Genomic DNA, 17,282 nt, shown 5'->3' with positions numbered 1-17,282 from the left:
CCCCGGTAGAATCGACGGGATATGGCTACTGTGCACCCCCTCACCACCACCGCCACCGGGCCAGACATCCGTGTGCGCTTCTGCCCCTCGCCGACCGGCCTGCCGCATGTCGGCATGGTGCGCACGGCGCTGTTCAACTGGGCGTACGCGCGGCACAACGGCGGCAAGCTGGTCTTCCGCATCGAGGACACGGATGCCGCCCGCGACAGCGAGGAGAGCTTCCGGCAGCTGGTGGATGCGCTCACCTGGATGAAGATCGACTGGGACGAGGGCGTGGAGGTCGGCGGCCCGAACGGCCCGTACCGGCAGTCGCAACGGCACGACATCTACCGTGAGGTGATCGAGAAGCTCAAGGCGTCGGGTGCCGTGTACGAGAGCTTCTCCACCGCGGAGGAGATCGACGCCCGCAATGAGGCGAACGGCCGGGCGAAGCAGCTCGGCTACGACAATTTCGACCGCGACCTGACCGACGAGCAGAAGGCCGCGTTCCGCGCCGAGGGACGTCAGCCCGCGCTGCGTCTGCGGGTGCCGGATGAGGACCTCACCTACGTGGATCTCATCCGCGGGGAGATCACGTTCCCGGCGGGCTCGTTCCCCGACTACGTGCTGGTGCGCCCGAACGGTCAGCCGCTGTACACGTTCGTGAACCCCGTCGACGATGCGCTCATGGGCATCACGCACGTGCTGCGCGGCGAGGACATCATGCCCTCCACCGCCCGCCAGCTGGTGCTGTACGACGCGCTCATCAAGGCCGGCGTGACCACGTTCGTGCCGCGCTTCGCGCACATGCCGCTGGTGCTTGGCGAGACCGGCAACAAGAAGCTGTCCAAGCGCGACCCGCAGGCCGACCTGTTCCTGCACCGCGAGCACGGCTTCATCCACGAGGGGCTGCTGAACTACCTGGCGCTGCTGGGCTGGTCGATCGGCCCCGACCGCGACGTGTTCTCCCTCGAGGAGTTCATCCGCGAGTTCGACATCGCCGATGTGAACCCGAACCCGGCGCGCTTCGACCAGAAGAAGGCCGAGGCCATCAACGGCGACCACATCCGCCTGCTGGACGGCAAGGACTTCGCCGAGCGGATGCTGCCGTACCTCGCGGATGCCGGGGTGTTCGGGGCGGCCGAGCCCACGCACGAGCAGATCGTGCTGGCGTTCCGCGCCGCGCCGCTCGTGCAGGAGCGCATGCGGCTGCTGGGGGAGGCGCCGGGGCTGCTGGGCTTCCTGTTCGCCGACGAGATCGAGTACCAGCCGGATGCCCTGAAGGGGCTGCCGGTCAACGCCGGCGAGGTGCTCACGGCGTCGATCGCCGCCCTCGAGCCGGTCGCGGAGTTCACGACGGATGCCATCAAGCAGGCGCTGTCGACCACACTGGTCGACGAGCTCGGGCTCAAGCCGCGGGTGGCCTTCGGTCCGCCGCGCGTCGCGCTCAGCGGCCGGCGCGTCTCGCCCCCGCTGTTCGAGTCGATGGAGCTGCTCGGCAAGGAGAAGACGCTCGCGCGCCTGCGCGCGCTGGTCGCGCACCTGGGCTGATCACGGAGACGGATGCCGCGGTGCGGTGCCGTTGCGAGTGGGGTCTGCCGGTACGTGATCCGGGTGTTTCGGCGCCCCTGATTCCGGGTCTGCGGTGGTGCTGCGGGGTGCGTGCGCCACGCCCGGCCGATCCGTCTCGATTCGCCATCCGGATGCCTGTCGGGTAAGCTTGAACCTCGGTGCGGGGCTTCGGTTCTCGCCCTTGGGGTATGGTGTAATTGGCAACACGGCTGATTCTGGTTCAGTTGTTCTTGGTTCGAGTCCAGGTACCCCAGCCAAAAATTCGTTGAAACGGGCATCGCTTCAACACGCCAGGCGGCGTCATGCACGGCGTCGAAGACGATCGCGTCGGTGACTGTCCGGCACGGAGTGCATCCTGTCGCCAGACCCGGTGGGCGCGCGTGACGGACTTCACACCCTGCTCTTGCAGGGCCCGGATATTCGACTCGACCGTGTGCCCTTCGGCTCTCATCTGATCGATGACGCCCCTGATCAACGATTGCGGGAGTCGAATTCCCCGCGAAGAAGGTCATTGTCGCTTCGGGACCGTCGATATTCGCCGGCAGTCGCCGGTGTCGATGCCGGCCTGGAACATCCATCGACGCAACGATTCCGCACTGGCGCCTCCCTGCTGGGCGACAGCGACTATGGCCTTGGCGGTCGAGGGGTACTCGGCCCGGTAATCGTGCCGAGGGCGATCCACAATTCCGCTGCGACGTCGGGGTCGTCGAGATCCAGGCCAAGCAAGCGCTCGACGGTGGAGATGCGGCTACGGACGGAGTTGCGGTGCAGGTGGTGGGCCTGCGCGACTTTTTCCCATCGACCACGGAACTGCAGATACGAGCGAACGAGGGACACCATGTCGTGGCCGCAGCTCTCGGTGAGTCGTGCGACCCAGTCCTTCGCTCTGGTGGTGACCACGCGGTCGAAGTGTGCGGCTTGGCCCAATGGTGTCGCTTCGCACACTGCGCTCAGCGGCCCAAGCTGGTCTGCAATGGTCGACACTGCGACGACGCCGCTCAGTGAGGCCGCGAGGCTGCTGCTGGGCTGCTCGACACGAGGCTTGAGAGCTGCTTCCTCTGCCTGCCTCGCGTCGGCGTCGAGTAGCGCGAACGTCGTTTCCGTCAGGTGTGTCCAGTGCCGGCAATTGGCGATGCGCATCCGCATCTGCGGGTTGTCGAGGCCAGCAGGCAGGGGAGTCGTGGCAGCGATCTCGATGGGACTCAGTTCGGCGGAGCGTTCGCCGCGGATAGCGAGGATCCAGACGTGCGTCGGCAATCGCCGGGGGTGGGCGAGCATGCGTGCGGCGTCGAGATGACCGTTGACCATGAGGGTCGTGACGTTCGAGTCGAGGGCACGGTGGGCCCGCTCGAGATCGACCTCGGCGGCACGCACGAGCGAGATGAAGGCCGTGGCCATGAGCGTAAACTCGCGGTGGTCATCGCGCCGAGCGCCCGAGGACACGCCGACGGCGAGGAATCCGTCGATCGCCCCATGGGTCGCGACCGAGTGCTGCACGACCTCGGCGCCGTCGAGCTCGAACGTCGAAGCGGTGTGCAGGTTGGCCAGCCGCAGGCGTGCCGACTGCGCCCGCAGCTTCGGTACAGTCGCCCGTTGCTCGGGCGGCCACACGCTCGCACTCTCATCGCTCGGACGCCAGTACACCGCCCACCCGCCCAGCGTCTCGGCAATCTGGCGGAGCACACCCTCGACGTTCCGACGTTCGGCCACGCTGCGTGCCAGGGCCGTCTGCTTTGCCAGTTTCGAGGCGAAGATCGCACGCTGGGCGGAGCCGACCAGATCTCTGAACGCCCGTGAGACATTCATGAACGGTACCCGGTCAGGCACGATCAGCAGTCGCATGCCGACGTCGTGACACGCGTCGACCAGCTCCTGCGGTGGAATGTTGAGCCCCTCGCCGAGCCCCAGCCCGAGTGCCGCGACACCGTGCTCGACGAGCCGGTTCACGTAGGCGGTGATGTCTCGGTCAGTGCCGATGAACGGCATGCCCGTGGTGAGGATCAGTTCACCGCCGCCCAGGTACGGGGTCGGGTCGACAAGCTCTGACACATGCACGTCCGACAGGGCGACGTTCAGGCTCAACTCACGCGACATCGGGACAAGGTCGTTCAGCAGGACCCCGCACAAGCGCTCCAGGGTAACCTCCGGCATGTTGGATAGTTTATCCATAGAAGTGCATTAAATGGGATGAATCATCCATCTACAAACCCTGATTTCCCCACTATGGTCTTGCATCGTGCAGATCCCCTGCCGATGAGCGTCACAAGCTGTATACAACGACGTAGGGATGGAGAGCATGGTGTATGTCGCGCAGCCGAGTCCTTTCCAGGACGAGGGCGTCTCGCCACTTGCCAATCAGACCTATGTCTGGCTCGCCGACGCCATCGTCCGCGGTGAGTTGCAGCCCGGCTCGCATGTCAGCGAACCGTGGATCTCGACCAAGCTCGGCATCAGCCGATCACCGGTGCGTGAAGCGCTGCTGTCATTGCTCGATGCCGGGGTGCTCACGCGAGAGCGCGGCCGCGGCTTTCGAGTTGCTGAAGCCGATCCGCAGTCCGCTTGCGAGTTCTACGACTGCCGCATTCTGATCGAGCCCGAGTGCGCCCGGTTGGCCGGGCCGCACATCGACGACGAGGTGGTGGCCACTGCCCAACGCGCTTTCGACGAGATGGCCGCCGCACAGGAGCGTCATGCGTACGGTGACCGGCTCAACGCGTCGGAGAACTTCCACAGGGCTTACCGAGCGGTCTGCCCCAACAGGCACCTCGTGCAGATCGTCAACCGCACCGCCGCCCGTGGTCTGCAACTGCGCGCTTTCGGCATCAGCCGCCCCGGCACTCTCGAGCAGTCACTAGAGCAGCACCGGCTCATTCTCGATGCGTTCCGGGCCCGCGAGCCGTTCCACACCCTGGTCGAAGACGTCTTGCGCTTCTCGAAAGAGCGCGTGCTGTTCACCCTCACCGCCCGCGAGCACGACCGTCCCGCCGAAAGAAAAGGACCGACCCATGACTGATCGCTCAACATTGCGTCCCGCATCAGGTGGCGGTATCCGAGACGCCTGGAACGCTGACCGCTTCGCCGTCGGATCATTCGTCTTCTCGCCCGACCCCGCCCACAGCGAGATCATCGGCCTGGCAGGCTACGACTTCGTGCTCATCGATACCGAGCACGCGCCGCTCGGCGCCCTCGAGCTCACCCAGCACGTGCGGGCCGCACGCGTCGGTGGCGCTTCGCCGATCGGTCGCGTGCGGCAGAACGACCCTGCGGAGATCGGCCGCATGCTCGACACCGGCGTTGACGGCATCGTGCTGCCGCACGTGGGACTCGACGCCGACCGCACTCGCGAAGCACTGAGCGCCATGCGTTATGCGCCCGTCGGCACACGGCCGACCTGTTCTGCCGTGCGTTCGGCCGACTACGGTCTCTCGTCGTTCCCCGAAGCATCCGCCGAAGCGAATCGCGACATCATCGCCTTGGGACTGGTCGAAGACAGCATCGTGCTCGACCGAGCTGATGACCTGCTCGCCGAGTTCGCGTTCGACGTCGTCGTGCCCGGCCCTGGTGACCTCGCCACGTCTTTGGGCGTGCCTGGGCAGCTCGACCACTCGTTGGTGCTCGACGCGGTGGACCGCATCATCGCAGCCGCCCGTAACGCGGGCTCGCGCGTCGGCATGTACGTCACCAATCGCGAGCAGGCCCTGCGCTGGGCCGGGGCCGGCGTCGACCTGCTCATCGTCTCAATCGACCAACGGGTGCTCGCCAACGCGTACCGCACCCTCCTCACCGACATCGGCGCCTGAGCCGCTGCAACAAAGGAAACAGACATGCAAGAGATCTCCGACAAGCGCTTCGTCATCACCGGCGGGTCCGGCCTCATCGGAACGAGGGTGGCCCAGACGCTGCTCGAGCGCGGTGCCGCCCACGTCACCCTGCTCGACAACCTGTCGCTCAGCGCCCTGACCCACCTCGACGATCTCATCAGCGACGACCGCGTGACCTTCGTGCAGGCCGACATCCTCGACCGAGAGTCGCTGACCGAGGCCTTCGACGGCGCCGACGGCGTATTCGCCATCGCGGCATTCCTCGTCATCCCGATGAGCCGAGACGTCCGACTTGGGCTGAACGTCAACATCAACGGCATGATGAACGTGATCGAGGCTGCCCGCGCCGCATCCGTGGGCAAGGTCGTCTTCGCTTCGTCGATCTCGGTCTACGGCGCCGCCATCGACGGGCTGGTATCGGAATCGAGCCCCTTCAGCTCCACAGACATCTCACCGACATTCGCGTTGTACGCGCTGTCGAAACTCATCGGCGAGCAGCTCGGTGCACTGTACGCCGCCAGCGGTGGTCCTGAGTTCTCCACCGTGCGATTCGCGACTGTCTACGGTGAGAGACAGCACGAGCGCGGGCTGAACGCCCTGCAGATCGTCAAGGCATACAAGGCGATCCAGATGGGTGAGCGGCCCGTCATCGTCGGCTCGGGCGACGACGGCCACGATTTCATCTACGTGGGTGATGCTGCGGAAGGTATGGTCCGCACCATGGAGGTCGGCCGCACCGGCGCCGCGTACAACATCGCCACCGGTCGCTCGCTGACTACCCGAGAAGCGGTCGAAGCCGTCATCCGCATCACCGGAACCGACCTGCGGCCGCGGTTCGTCCCGGACGAGCGCGGTGCGGCTGCGCCCACCCTGCGCGAATCGCTGCATCTCGACGTCTCCGCTGCCAAGACAGATCTCGATTGGGAGGCGGCCGTCGGCATCGAAGAGGGCATCGGCATGATGATCAGCTGGCTGGATCGCGTCGAATGAGTACCGCCAGCAATTCACCATCTGCGGTCCATGCGTGCCTGCTCGGGCACAAATGGGTCGACCGCAACCGCCTTGTGCATCTCGACGCCTCCGGCGAGCAGGTACAGGTCGCGTTTCTCATCTGGGTGTTGCAGTACGACGCCGAGGTCGTGCTCGTCGACACCGGGTTCTCGCCTGAAGCCGCGGTGGAGAAACATGTCGTCGACTACCGCGACCCGTGCGAGCAGCTCGCGCGCCTCGGCCTATCGCCGAGCGACGTCGGCACTGTGATCGTCTCGCACCTGCATTGGGATCACTTCCACACACCGCAGCGCTTCCCGAACGCACGGCTGTTCATCCAACGCTCCGACATCGAGTACTACCTCGGGCGTGGGCAGAACCATCCCCTCGCCGTCGAGCTCGGAGACCGAGCGAGCCTCGACGAGTTGCGTGCGCTCATCGCAGCCGATCGGGTCACCGCGCTCGACGGTGACCAGGTCATTCGGCCGGGGTTGCGGGTGGAACGGATCGCCGGGCATTCCCCGGGCATGCAGATGACCGTGCTTGATCTCGACAGCGGGCCGCTCGTGCTCGCGGGCGATGCGAGCCACCTGTTCGTCAACCTGCAGACCCGTACGCCGACCGCGCTGCTCAACGATTACGACGCGTACCAACGGGGATTCGATCGCATCACGGCCGTATCAGCTGGTGGCCGCTGGCTGCCCGGCCATGACCCGCTCATGCTCGACGAGCTCGAAACCATCGGCGGTGGCATCTACCGAGCACATCCGCGCAGCTGAGAAAGGAGGGAAGCATGACGAGGACATCACGTGAGATCGCGATCATCGGCGGTGGCGCTGCCGGGCTGGTCAGCGCCAAATCCGCAATCGAAGCCGGCCACCGCGTCACGATCTTCGAGATCGGCTCGCAGCTGGGTGGTATCTGGATCTACAACAACGACAACGGCCGCAGCTCGGCCTACCGCAGCCTGCATATCAACACGGCGCGTGAGGCGACGCACTTCGTCGACTACGGCTTCCGCGCCGCGCCGACCATGTTTCCGAGCCACGAGCAGGTGGGCGCCTACCTCAACGACTATGCGGACCAGTTCGACCTGCGTCGGCATGTGCGTTTCGGCGCCGAGGTGACCGCAGTCGTCCCCGTCACTTCAGATGATCCCGCCGCACCGCTGCGCTGGCATGTCACCGCGGGCGACGGCTTTACCGGCTGGTTCGACAGCGTTATCGTAGCGACGGGCCATCTCACAGAGCCGTCGTTGCCGAGCCTGTTCGACGGCTTTACCGGCAATCTCATCCATTCCCACTATTACAAGGAGCCATGGGAGTACCGCGGTAAGAAGGTGCTCGTGGTCGGCTCGGGCAACTCGGCGGTCGACATCGCCGCCGACCTCGCGACGGTCGCCGACACCACCCACATCGCGATCCGCTCGCCCGAACTGATCACCCCGAAGATCTTCCTCGGTCGTCCGCTGAGCCAGGTGGAGGGATGGTTCCGCAAGCCATGGCTGCCGCGCGACACCTACCTGCTCGTGCGCCGGCTGGTGACCCGACTCGTGCACGGGCGCATGGAGACGTGGGGCATCCAGACGCCCAAGGGCCGCACCCACCCGATCTCGCAGGCGACCCTGATCCAGCACATCGCCTACGAGCGGGTGCAGGTACGTCGGGGTGTGGTCGCCGCCGCCGGCGACACGGTGACATTCTCAGACGGAGCCGAAGATCGGTACGACGCCATCATCGCTGCCACCGGCTACACACTCTCGTTCCCATTCCTTGACCCGCGCATCGTGTCGCTTGACGCCGGCGGCAGCCTCAACCTGTTCGGCCGCGGCATCCCACCGCGTTGGCCGGGCCTGTACTTCAACGGCTTCTTCAACACCAACGGGCTGTCGAATCCGCGAATGATGGAGCATCAGTCGCGATGGTTCGCGGCGATCGAAAGCGGCGAGCTGGTGCTTCCGACCGTGGGTGACATGGAAGCCGAAGTCGCCGCGACCGCGCAGTGGCTTGCGCGTCGGTACCCGCCCGGCCCGCGCTACGCGTTCGAGCTCGAGCCGGGTCCGTACCTGGCGCTGCTGCGTCGAGAGCAGCGAGACAGTGCCCGGCGCCGTGCCGCGTCTCGCCTCAGTGCTGACCGCCTTACCGTCAATCGCGGCGTGGAGGAGCGTCTGGAACGCAACCATCCCGCTCTACAGCACGCCGATCCATCGAAGCCTCAGCAAGACCCGAGCACCTCAAAGGCCGCAACATCGCCACCGTGAGGCTCTGCCCACCCGCCACACCCCGCAACAGATAACCCCGCATAGCGCATCCCTACGTCGAAGGAGACCACCATGCGTCGTTCCATGAAAGTCATTCTCAGCGCGCTCGCCCTCACCGCGCTCACTCTCACCGCGTGCAGCGGCGAGACTGCCCCGTCGACCGGGGGCGACGGTCCCACCGGAGAAAAGGTCAGCCTGCGCATGGCCACCTACACCGGCCCGTCGTCGGCCGACAATGCCGGCTACGTCAAGTGGATCGACCGCATCGCGGAGCTGTCCGACGGCGAGATCGAGATCGAACTGTTCAACAGCGGTGCGCTCGTGAACGCCGTCGACATGCTTCCCGCTGCTCGCGACGGTCGCGCCGACATCACGGCTCCGGGCATCATCTACTACCCGGCAGAGCTTCCGTTCTCGCACGCAGTCGGTGTCGCCTTCCGGTCCGCGAATCTGCCGGCGATTTCGGAGACGTTCTACGAACTCGCACGAAGCAACGAACTGCTGGCCGGACAGTATGAGAAGCTCGGCGTACAGCAGATGTTCACGTGGGTGCCCGCCCCCACGACGATCGGCTGCAACAAGCCGGCCGTGGCACTGGGGGACCTGTCCAACATGTCGATCCGCTCAGGCGGTCTGCTCGACGTCGCGCTGGAGCCCATTGCGGGCAACATCGTGGCGCTGCCGGTCGACGAGCTGCGCGATGCCCTCGACCGCGGAGTCGTCGACTGCTACGCGGCCGTTGCCATGGACACCGCTGCGGACACCGGCCTCGGCGAGGTCGCCGACTTCATCTACGACCCCGGCTACGGCGCCTTCGGCGCGTTCGACGTAATGATGAACGCTCAGGTGTGGAACTCACTGAGCGACGACCACAAAGCGGTGTTCGAGCAGGCATCGAAAGAGATCACCGAGCAGCTCGGCGACATCGCTGACGTGAAGTACGCCGAGGCCTGCACCACGCTGCAGAAGACCTCAGAGCTGGCGGTGTGGAGCGACGCGGTGCAGGCGGAATGGCGTGACGCCTCCCGCGACGCCGTCTTCGACGCGTTCGTCGAGATCGGCCTCGGTGCGGGGTACTCGCAGGCTGAGATCGACGGCTTCTGGGAGGCGTACGACTCGACCCTGGAGAAGCACGAGTCCGAGTCGGATTACGTGCCCGCCTTCGAGCGCTGCGTTGCCGGACAGCTCTAAGCCACAGCTGGGGAACGCTGTCCTCGCGCCTTGCTGTGGCGAGGACAGCGTTCCCCACACCGATGACAAGGAGGTTGATCATGCGGTTCGACAAGTTGCTGGCGGGTTTCGACAGCGCCGTCCGCGGCACGTCCGTCGGCCTGACGGCACTGGCCGGGGTGGCCACCATCGCGATGATGGCGCTGACCGTCATCGACGTCACCATGCGACAACTGGTCGGTACGAGCCTGCGCGGCGCCATCGAACTGGGCGAGGTGCTGTTGGTGTTCGCGGTGTTCGCGGGCATGGTGACCGCCGAGGTCATGAAGCTCCACATCCGCACCCCGCTGCTGGTGAGCCGACTGCCTGCCCGCCTGGGTGGCACACTCACCATCGTAGGACTCGTCGTCGCGTTGGTCGTTCTCGGCTGGATGATCTACGCGACCGCACTCACCGGCATCCAATCCGCACTCGCCGGCGAGTATCGGTACGGCCTGCTGTCGGTGCCGGTCTGGCCGGCGAAGCTCATCATTCCGCTCGGACTGGCCGCCCTCTTCCTGGCGTTGGTCAACGACGCCCTGATCCTGTGTCGCGACGTGCAGCTCGGTCGAAAGCCTGACTTCGACGATGACGTCGACGCCGGAATCTAGCAGACCCGGAGAACCTCATGTCCACTGAGATCGTCATCGTCCTCACCATCCTGGTCTTCGTCGCGCTCATGGCGATGCGCGTCCCGATCGCGCTCGCGCTGCTGACCGGCAGCACCATCGGCATCCTCATCCTCAGCGGCAGCGCGACCACGCAGGCGACGCTGGGCGCACTGCCATACTCCGCTACTGCGAAGTACGCTCTCGTCGTCATACCCATGTACGTGCTGCTCGGCTCACTCATCGCCAACTCCGGCGTCGGGGCAGGCATTTACCGCGTCATGAACGTGCTGCTGCGCCGACTGCCCGGCGGGCTGCCGGCCACCGCAGTCGCCGCCACCGCGATGTTCAGCGGCATCTCGGGCTCGACCGCCGCCGACGTCGCCTCGTTCGGCCGAATTTCGATTCAGGAGATGTCGAAGTTCGGGTACTCGCGGCACTATGCGGCGGCCGTGGTGGCCGCCGCAGGCACCTTCGCGGTGCTCATCCCACCCAGCATCATCCTCGTCGTCTACGGCGTGCTCGCTGAGGTCAGCATCGCGGCCATGATCCTCGGGGCCGTCATTCCCGGCGCCGTCTCATGCTTCGTGCTCATCGCCTGGGTCGTGCTGACCAATGCCGTCGGGCCGCGGGCGAAGATGGCCGCACGACAGCCGGCGCTCGTCGGTGCAGCGGGCGGCATCGACGCGGACCTGGCGTCGGCCGACGTCGAACCGGCGCGAGCCGACCGCACGCCGACCAGTGAAGGGTGGCGGTCGCTGCGAGGCGCTGACGCCATGTCCGTGGCGTATACGGTGTTGCTGTTCGGCGTCGTGGTCGGCGGCCTGGCCTTCGGCATCTTCACCGTCACCGAGGCCGGCGCTGTCGGAGCCTTCGCAGCGCTGATCATCGCGATCATCGCACGACGCAATCCCGGGCAGTCCATCGGAAAGCTCATCGGCGGATCGATCCGCGAGACCGCCGGTGCGACCTCGATGATCTTCCTCTTGCTGATCGCCGGGGCCGTGTTCACCTACTTCGCTGCGCTCACGAGCATTCCGGCCCGCATCGCGGAGTGGGTCTCGACCCTGCCCGTCGAACCACTCGCGGTTGTCGGGATCATGCTGCTGCTGCTCATCCCGATCGGCATGTTCCTCGACGGGCTGTCGACGATGCTGCTGTTCGTGCCGATCGCGGCACCCGTGGTCATGGAACTCGGATTCGACGGCGTCTGGTTCGGTATCCTCGCCGTCAAGCTCATCGAGATCGGGCTCATCACGCCGCCGGTCGGCCTGAACGTGTTCATCGCCGCTGGCATCGGCAAGGTCCGTGCCGAGCGCGTGTTCTTGTCGATCACACCGTTCGTGATCCTCGATCTCGTCATCACAGCGGGGTTCTTCATCTTTCCCGACCTCATCCTCTGGCTGCCGCGCATCGCCGGCGCTCTGTGACCTCGATCACCCATCACGAAAGCAGGAACGACATGCACATCGGAATCAGCCGTCCGCCGACACCGCCGCAGGGTTACCCCGACGTCGACGGGGCGCTCGTCGCCCAGTACGCCGAGCAGTGCGGGTTCGAGTCCGTGTTCTACGGTGAGCACCCGATCAGGCCCGTGTCGGGGCCCAGCTTCCACGTGCACAACAACGGTGTGCCCCACTTTCAAGACCTGATGGTCATGCTCGCGCGTGCGTCGGCGCTCACATCCACCATCACGCTCGGTGCCGGCGCCTTCCTCATTCCCGAGCATCACCCGATCCGCCTCGCCCGCGAGCTCGCATCGCTCGATCTGTACAGCGGCGGGCGGATCATCTGCGGCGCGACCACCGGATGGAGCCGGCCCGAGATCGAAGCGCTCGGCGGGAATTACGACCGGCGCTGGGCGCAGACGATCGAATCGCTCGGCATCATGCGCCGGCTGTGGACGGAGCAGACGGTCGAGCACTCCGGCGAGTTCTACTCGTTCCCGCCGATGCAGCTCTATCCAGGCCCCGCGCAGCCGCGCGGTCCGAAGTACCTGCTCGGCGCGCGGCTGACCGATCGCAGCGTCGAACGCATCGCGCGCCACGCCGACGGATGGCTGGCCGTGTTGTTCACAGACGAGAACATCGCCCAGGCGCCCGAACTGGCGCGCGAGGCCCGCCAACGGCTCGACGACGCCGCAGAACGGATCGGACGCGACCCGCGCGAACTGCAGATCACCATGATCCTGCGCGGCCCGCAGCACGACGGCGACCTGACACCGCGCACCTTCCCGAACCGCGATCTGCTCCGCCGGTTGGAAGACGCCGGGGCCGACCGCGCACTGATCGCCCTGTCGACCCTGCGCGACGAGAGCGATATCGAACGCGTGGTGTCGGCGGTCGCAGAGAGTGCCCTACCGTCATGACCACGCGCGGCTCGCGCCCCGTGACGAGTTTCATCAGACCTGCCGGCCTGGGGCTGCTCAGGCGCTCCGGTCCGGCGGCTCTGGTGAACGGACACCGGACCCTCCGCTGATCGCCCGTCCGGGCGGCGTTGGATCCCCGTCCGCGAAGGCCGTCAGAGGCTCCTCACGCGCCTGCACGAGTTCGGCGCGCACGGCCCCCTCGATCTCGTCGTTGAAGGCGACGATGCGCGCCTCCTCGACGCGTGTGGGCGTGCGCAGCAGCGTGTGCACGGCGATCCGCACGGCATCCGTCCGTGGCCACCGGTACACGCCGGCGCTCACCAGCGGGAACGCCACGCTGCGCGCGCCCAGCTCGTCGGCGACCTCCAGCGACCGCCGATAGCAGGACTCCAGCAGGGCGGGATCCCGCTCGCCGGCACCGTAGTCCGGTCCGACGGTGTGGATCACCCACCTCGCCGGCAGTCGGCCCGCCGTGGTCCACCCCGCCTCCCCGGTCTGCAGGCCGTGCGGGAAGCGCGCGATGCAGTCCGCGAGCACTTCCGGCCCGCCCGCGCGATGGATCGCGCCATCGACGCCGCCACCACCGCGCATTCGGCGATTCGCGGCGTTGACGATGGCGTCGACGCGCTGATGCGTGATGTCTCCCCGCAGGCAGGTCACTGTCGTCATGCGATCACTGTAGTGCGGGCATCCGCCTGCCATCGCACCTCTCGGCCCATGCCAAGCCCGGGCGAGTAGCGTCGAGGCGTGGCATCCTCAGCATCCGTCCCGGCCTCCTCCTCCGATCCGGTCCCCGCATCCGACCCCGCCTCGGCACCATCCTCCGCCACGGCGATGCGCGTCGTCGGCGCCGTCTGCGTCATCCTCGGCGGCCTGGTGGCGGCCGTCACCGGCCCGCTCGCGCTCGACAGGGGCAGCTGGACGGCCGCGTACCTCGTCCTCGTCGCCGGGGTCGCGCAGGTCGTCATGGGGTCCGCTGGGGTCCACGGTCGAGGAACGACCGGGAGCGCCCGGGGCTGGGTGCAGTTCGCCCTGTGGAACCTCGGGAACCTGGGCGTGCTCCTCGGCACGCTCGGCGGCTCGACGGTCACCGTGTTCATCGGTTCCGCGCTGCTCGTGGTGTCGCTCGCGCTGGCCTTCCTCGTGACCTTCCGCCCGCGTGGGGGAGCGCATCCGCCGATGGCGCCGCGACTCCTTCTGCTGGGCTACCGGATGCTGTTGATCGTGCTGGCCGTGAGCATCCCCGTCGGCATGGTGCTCTCCGCCCTCCGCAACCCGTGACCGGCGGATACTCTGGCAGGGTCACGTCACGGATGCCGAGGAGAGCCGCATGAGCAATCAGGAGTCGAACCCGATCGAGAGCGTCCTCGGACCGGGCGCGCTGTGCACGGATGTCGAGGTGCTCACCCCGCGGGAGGTGCCGCTGGGCGGGCCGCGGGCCATGCCGGTGTACCGAACGCTGCCGCAGAAGCAGCGCTCCCTGGTCGGGTCCTGGTGCTTCCTCGACCATTACGGTCCCGACGACGTGGCCCGCACGGGCGGGATGGAGGTGCCCCGGCATCCGCACACCGGACTCGCGACGGTCTCCTGGCTGTTCACCGGCCAGATCGACCATCTCGACTCCAGCGGCGTCGCCGCCGCGGTGCGCCCCGGCGAGCTCAACCTCATGATCGCCGGACGCGGCATCACCCACCAGGAGATCAGCACCGCCGACACGACCGTGCTGCACGGCGTGCAGCTCTGGTACGCCCTGCCGGATGCCACCCGCTTCTCCGGGCACGTCTTCGCCCACTACGCACCGGACCCCGTGCACCTGCCCGGCGCCGTCGCCCGCGTCTTCATCGGCTCGCTGCTGGGGTCCACCTCTCCCGTCGACACGCGCACCCCCGACATGCTCGGCGCCGAACTCGTCCTCGAACCGGACGCCGAGGTGCTGCTCGACGTGCGCGCCGACTTCGAGCACGCCGCTCTTGCCGAGAGCGGCACGATTTGGATGAACGGCGCGGCGCTCCAGCATCGTGAGCTCGGCTACACGCCCACCGGCGCCGACACCCTGCGCATCGTCGCGGGCGACGAAGGCACCCGTGTGATCCTGCTCGGAGGGGTGCCGCTGGGGGAGCGCATCGTCATGTGGTGGAACTTCGTCGGCCGCAGCCATGATGAGATCGTCGAATTCCGCCGCCGCTATCAGGCCGAACTGGGATTCGACCCGGCCGACCCGCGGGACGCCGACGGGCCCGACCTGTTCGGACCGTATCCCGACGGCCAGCTGCCGCCGCTTCCGGCGCCGCCGATGCCGACCGTGCAGCTGCGCCCGCGGGAGTGACGGAGGCCGAGCCGTCGGATCAGCTCTGCTGCGCCTTGATGGCGGCGATGTGCTCCGGACGGTGCCGGACGACGTGCGCGTCGAACTCCGGATGCTTCGGCAGCCACGCCACGACGTACGGGCACACGGGCACGATGCTCCTGCCCGACGCGACGGTGTCCTCCACGGCGGCGAGCACGAGCCGGGATGCCAGGCCCTGCCCGCCGTACTCCTCCGAGACGCCGGTGTGGTGCAGGACGCGCTCGTCCCCGACATCCACGTACGATTCCTCGCCGATCTCGGTCGCCCCGGTGCCGTCCTCTCCGCGATCGAGCAGCACGTATCGGGACTGATCGGGGGCATGCCGCACGATGAAACGCTCTTCGGTCATGACAGCACCTTTCCGTCGGCCCCGCGCGGACGCACGGGGTGCTCACTGAGGATCGAGATCCGGTTGAACGTGTTGATGGTCAGCGCCACCCACTCGGCGGCCGCGAACGCCGCGTCGCCGAGCTCGGATCGGGCACCGGCCAGGTCGGCTTTCGACTCCTCGCTCAGCGGCAGTCGCGTCGCCGCCTCCGCGACCGCCAGCACGGCCCTCTCCCGCTCGGTGTACAGCCCGCTCTCCCGCCATGCCGGCAGCAGATCCAGCTTCTGCTGGGCGATGTCCGCGGCCCGTGCCTCTCGGGAGTGCAGGTCCAAGCAGAACGCGCAGGCGTTCAACTGCGAGGCGCGCACCTTGATGAGCTCCGCCTCCTGCGCCGACAGCCCACTGCGCTCGACCTCCTTCGCGACCGCGGCCGAGAATGCGGTCACGGCCTTCCAGACGTCGGGCGCGGACTTGTCCAGGTACAGACCCATGACTCTCCTCGTGATACGGGGCGGACAGCGGGGATTCCGTCGTCAGCACCAACCTAGAGTGCTTCGACGGCATTCCCCGGTCCGACCCCCGGCCTGCCTCGAAGACGGGTCCATCTCTCGAATACCGCGGGAGAATGGATGGATGCAATGCGACGACCAGCCAACAGAGGAGCGCAGCAGATGACCAGTGGCAGCAGCGACACCGGAACCATCACCCGCCGACCCGGAACCGAGACGGCCGTCCTCGCCGGCGGATGCTTCTGGGGCATGGAGGATCTGATCCGCAAGCAGCCCGGCGTGCTCGGCACCCGCGTCGGCTACACCGGCGGCGAGAACGCGCACGCCACCTATCGGAACCATCCCGGCCACGCCGAGGCCATCGAGGTCGTCTACGACCCGGCGAAGACCACCTATCGCGACGTGCTCGCCTTCTTCTTCCAGATCCACGACCCGTCCACGCTGAACCGGCAGGGCAACGACATCGGCACGAGCTACCGCTCGGCGATCTTCCCCCTCGATGCCGAGCAGGAGCGGGTGGCGCGCGAGACCATCGCCGATGTCGATGCATCGGGACTGTGGCCGGGACCGGTCGTGACGACCATCGAGCCGGCCGGGCCGTTCTGGGAGGCCGAGCCGGAGCACCAGGACTACCTCGAGCGCTACCCGTATGGCTACACCTGCCACTTCCCGCGCGCTGGATGGGTGCTGCCGCGGAGGACCGCCACCACCGCCTGACCCGCGTCGGTCCCCGGGGACGGATGCCCAGGGCATCACGTCCCCGGCAGCACGCCCGCCCCGTCGCGCCGTTCGAAGACCAGCTGCGTCTCCGTGGCGCGCACCACCTCATGCACGGTGATCTGCTCCAGCACGATGTCGCGCAGGGCCGTGGCATCCGGCACCGCGACATGCACGAGGAAGTCGTCGGCGCCGGCGATGTGGAAGACCTGCAGAACCCCCTGCGTGGCAACGAGCGCATCGAAGAGCGCGTCGACGCCGCTCTTGTTGTGGTTGGCCAAGCGCACGCGGATCACCGCCTGCACGGTGGCGCCCAGCGCAGCGGCATCGATCACGACCTTCGGCCCGGTGACCACGCCCCGGGATCGCAGCGACCGCAGTCGGAACGCACAGGTCGAGGCGGGGATGCCGAGCCCTGCCGCGATCTGCTTCACGGGCGCGTCCGGCTGCGCGGTCAGCGCGGCGAGGATGCGCAGGTCGAGCGTGTCCACCCCGGTGGTGTGCGCTGCAGGCAATCTCGGCTCCTTCGACGACGTCACGATTGTCCTGTCAACAACGTAGTCGACGAGAACGT

18 protein-coding genes and 1 tRNA gene are annotated in these 17,282 nt (G+C 67.2%); 14 read left to right on the top strand and 5 right to left on the bottom strand.

The annotated features are described in order from the left end of the window. Nucleotides 1-21 precede the first annotated feature (21 nt). Entirely contained in the window at nt 22-1,530 is a 1,509-nt protein-coding gene (gltX, locus tag ABD770_RS00295) for a glutamate--tRNA ligase (protein ID WP_344817491.1), read from the top strand. Between the two features lie 203 nt (nt 1,531-1,733). After that, nucleotides 1,734-1,808, top strand: a tRNA-Gln gene (locus tag ABD770_RS00290). Between the two features lie 367 nt (nt 1,809-2,175). Here ABD770_RS00290 and ABD770_RS00285 read toward each other — a convergent pair. After that, nucleotides 2,176-3,702 (bottom strand): PucR family transcriptional regulator ligand-binding domain-containing protein, encoded by a 1,527-nt coding sequence (locus tag ABD770_RS00285; protein ID WP_344817490.1) that lies wholly within the window; start codon nt 3,700-3,702, stop codon nt 2,176-2,178. A 136-nt stretch (nt 3,703-3,838) separates the two neighbouring features. Here ABD770_RS00285 and ABD770_RS00280 point away from each other — a divergent pair, with 136 nt between their 5' ends. From ABD770_RS00280 to ABD770_RS00240, 9 genes are all read left to right on the top strand, one after another. Continuing rightward, nucleotides 3,839-4,564, top strand: coding sequence for a GntR family transcriptional regulator (locus ABD770_RS00280; RefSeq protein ID WP_344817489.1), 726 nt, complete (start codon nt 3,839-3,841; stop codon nt 4,562-4,564). Next, the gene (locus ABD770_RS00275; protein ID WP_344817488.1) at nt 4,557-5,351 is read left to right on the top strand and encodes an HpcH/HpaI aldolase family protein; all 795 of its coding nucleotides are present in this window, start codon (nt 4,557-4,559) and stop codon (nt 5,349-5,351) included. Before ABD770_RS00280 ends, ABD770_RS00275 begins: the two co-directional genes overlap by 8 nt. Nucleotides 5,352-5,375: 24 nt before the next feature. Next, nucleotides 5,376-6,362 carry an NAD-dependent epimerase/dehydratase family protein gene (locus ABD770_RS00270; protein WP_344817487.1) on the top strand — a complete coding sequence of 329 codons (987 nt, stop codon included), beginning with the start codon at nt 5,376-5,378 and terminating at the stop codon, nt 6,360-6,362. Beyond that, on the top strand, nt 6,359-7,141 hold the full coding sequence (locus ABD770_RS00265; RefSeq protein WP_344817486.1) for an N-acyl homoserine lactonase family protein: 783 nt from the start codon (nt 6,359-6,361) through the stop codon (nt 7,139-7,141). Before ABD770_RS00270 ends, ABD770_RS00265 begins: the two co-directional genes overlap by 4 nt. A 14-nt stretch (nt 7,142-7,155) precedes the next feature. Then, entirely contained in the window at nt 7,156-8,622 is a 1,467-nt protein-coding gene (locus ABD770_RS00260; RefSeq protein ID WP_344817485.1) for a flavin-containing monooxygenase, read from the top strand. 72 nt (nt 8,623-8,694) lie between these two features. Further along, nucleotides 8,695-9,813 carry a type 2 periplasmic-binding domain-containing protein gene (locus ABD770_RS00255; protein WP_344817484.1) on the top strand — a complete coding sequence of 373 codons (1,119 nt, stop codon included), beginning with the start codon at nt 8,695-8,697 and terminating at the stop codon, nt 9,811-9,813. 80 nt (nt 9,814-9,893) lie between these two features. Then, entirely contained in the window at nt 9,894-10,442 is a 549-nt protein-coding gene (locus ABD770_RS00250) for a TRAP transporter small permease (protein WP_344817483.1), read from the top strand. A gap of 17 nt (nt 10,443-10,459) precedes the next feature. Next, complete coding sequence (locus tag ABD770_RS00245; protein WP_344817482.1) at nt 10,460-11,869, top strand: TRAP transporter large permease; 1,410 nt, start codon at nt 10,460-10,462, stop codon at nt 11,867-11,869. A gap of 32 nt (nt 11,870-11,901) precedes the next feature. Next, nucleotides 11,902-12,807: a TIGR03619 family F420-dependent LLM class oxidoreductase gene (locus ABD770_RS00240; RefSeq protein WP_344817481.1), complete on the top strand. Its 906-nt coding sequence runs from the start codon at nt 11,902-11,904 to the stop codon at nt 12,805-12,807. 57 nt (nt 12,808-12,864) lie between these two features. Here the strand turns inward: ABD770_RS00240 and ABD770_RS00235 are convergent, their stop codons facing one another. After that, on the bottom strand, nt 12,865-13,476 hold the full coding sequence (locus ABD770_RS00235; RefSeq protein WP_344817480.1) for an O-acetyl-ADP-ribose deacetylase: 612 nt from the start codon (nt 13,474-13,476) through the stop codon (nt 12,865-12,867). Between the two features lie 78 nt (nt 13,477-13,554). Here ABD770_RS00235 and ABD770_RS00230 point away from each other — a divergent pair, with 78 nt between their 5' ends. Together ABD770_RS00230 and ABD770_RS00225 are read left to right on the top strand one after the other, a co-directional pair. Beyond that, nucleotides 13,555-14,088 carry a hypothetical protein gene (locus ABD770_RS00230; protein WP_344817479.1) on the top strand — a complete coding sequence of 178 codons (534 nt, stop codon included), beginning with the start codon at nt 13,555-13,557 and terminating at the stop codon, nt 14,086-14,088. Between the two features lie 49 nt (nt 14,089-14,137). Then, nucleotides 14,138-15,133 carry a pirin family protein gene (locus tag ABD770_RS00225; RefSeq protein WP_344817478.1) on the top strand — a complete coding sequence of 332 codons (996 nt, stop codon included), beginning with the start codon at nt 14,138-14,140 and terminating at the stop codon, nt 15,131-15,133. A gap of 19 nt (nt 15,134-15,152) precedes the next feature. On the opposite strand, the gene ABD770_RS00220 is transcribed toward ABD770_RS00225, so the two are convergent. Both ABD770_RS00220 and ABD770_RS00215 read right to left on the bottom strand, forming a co-directional pair. Further along, the gene (locus ABD770_RS00220) at nt 15,153-15,503 is read right to left on the bottom strand and encodes a GNAT family N-acetyltransferase (protein WP_344817477.1); all 351 of its coding nucleotides are present in this window, start codon (nt 15,501-15,503) and stop codon (nt 15,153-15,155) included. Beyond that, nucleotides 15,500-15,973, bottom strand: a complete 474-nt coding sequence (locus ABD770_RS00215) for a carboxymuconolactone decarboxylase family protein (protein ID WP_344817476.1) — start codon at nt 15,971-15,973, stop codon at nt 15,500-15,502. The genes ABD770_RS00220 and ABD770_RS00215 overlap by 4 nt, the downstream gene beginning before the upstream one ends. A 180-nt stretch (nt 15,974-16,153) precedes the next feature. Between ABD770_RS00215 and msrA the strand changes: the two genes are divergently transcribed. Further along, on the top strand, nt 16,154-16,708 hold the full coding sequence (msrA, locus tag ABD770_RS00210; protein ID WP_344817475.1) for a peptide-methionine (S)-S-oxide reductase MsrA: 555 nt from the start codon (nt 16,154-16,156) through the stop codon (nt 16,706-16,708). A 35-nt stretch (nt 16,709-16,743) separates the two neighbouring features. Here msrA and ABD770_RS00205 read toward each other — a convergent pair whose 3' ends face one another. Continuing rightward, nucleotides 16,744-17,223 (bottom strand): Lrp/AsnC family transcriptional regulator, encoded by a 480-nt coding sequence (locus tag ABD770_RS00205; RefSeq protein WP_344817474.1) that lies wholly within the window; start codon nt 17,221-17,223, stop codon nt 16,744-16,746. Between the last annotated feature and the right edge of the window lie 59 nt (nt 17,224-17,282).

Origin of the sequence: Microbacterium soli, from assembly GCF_039539005.1 — a bacterium.
Taxonomy (GTDB): domain Bacteria; phylum Actinomycetota; class Actinomycetes; order Actinomycetales; family Microbacteriaceae; genus Microbacterium; species Microbacterium soli.
This window is presented reverse-complemented; position numbering and strand designations above follow the sequence as displayed.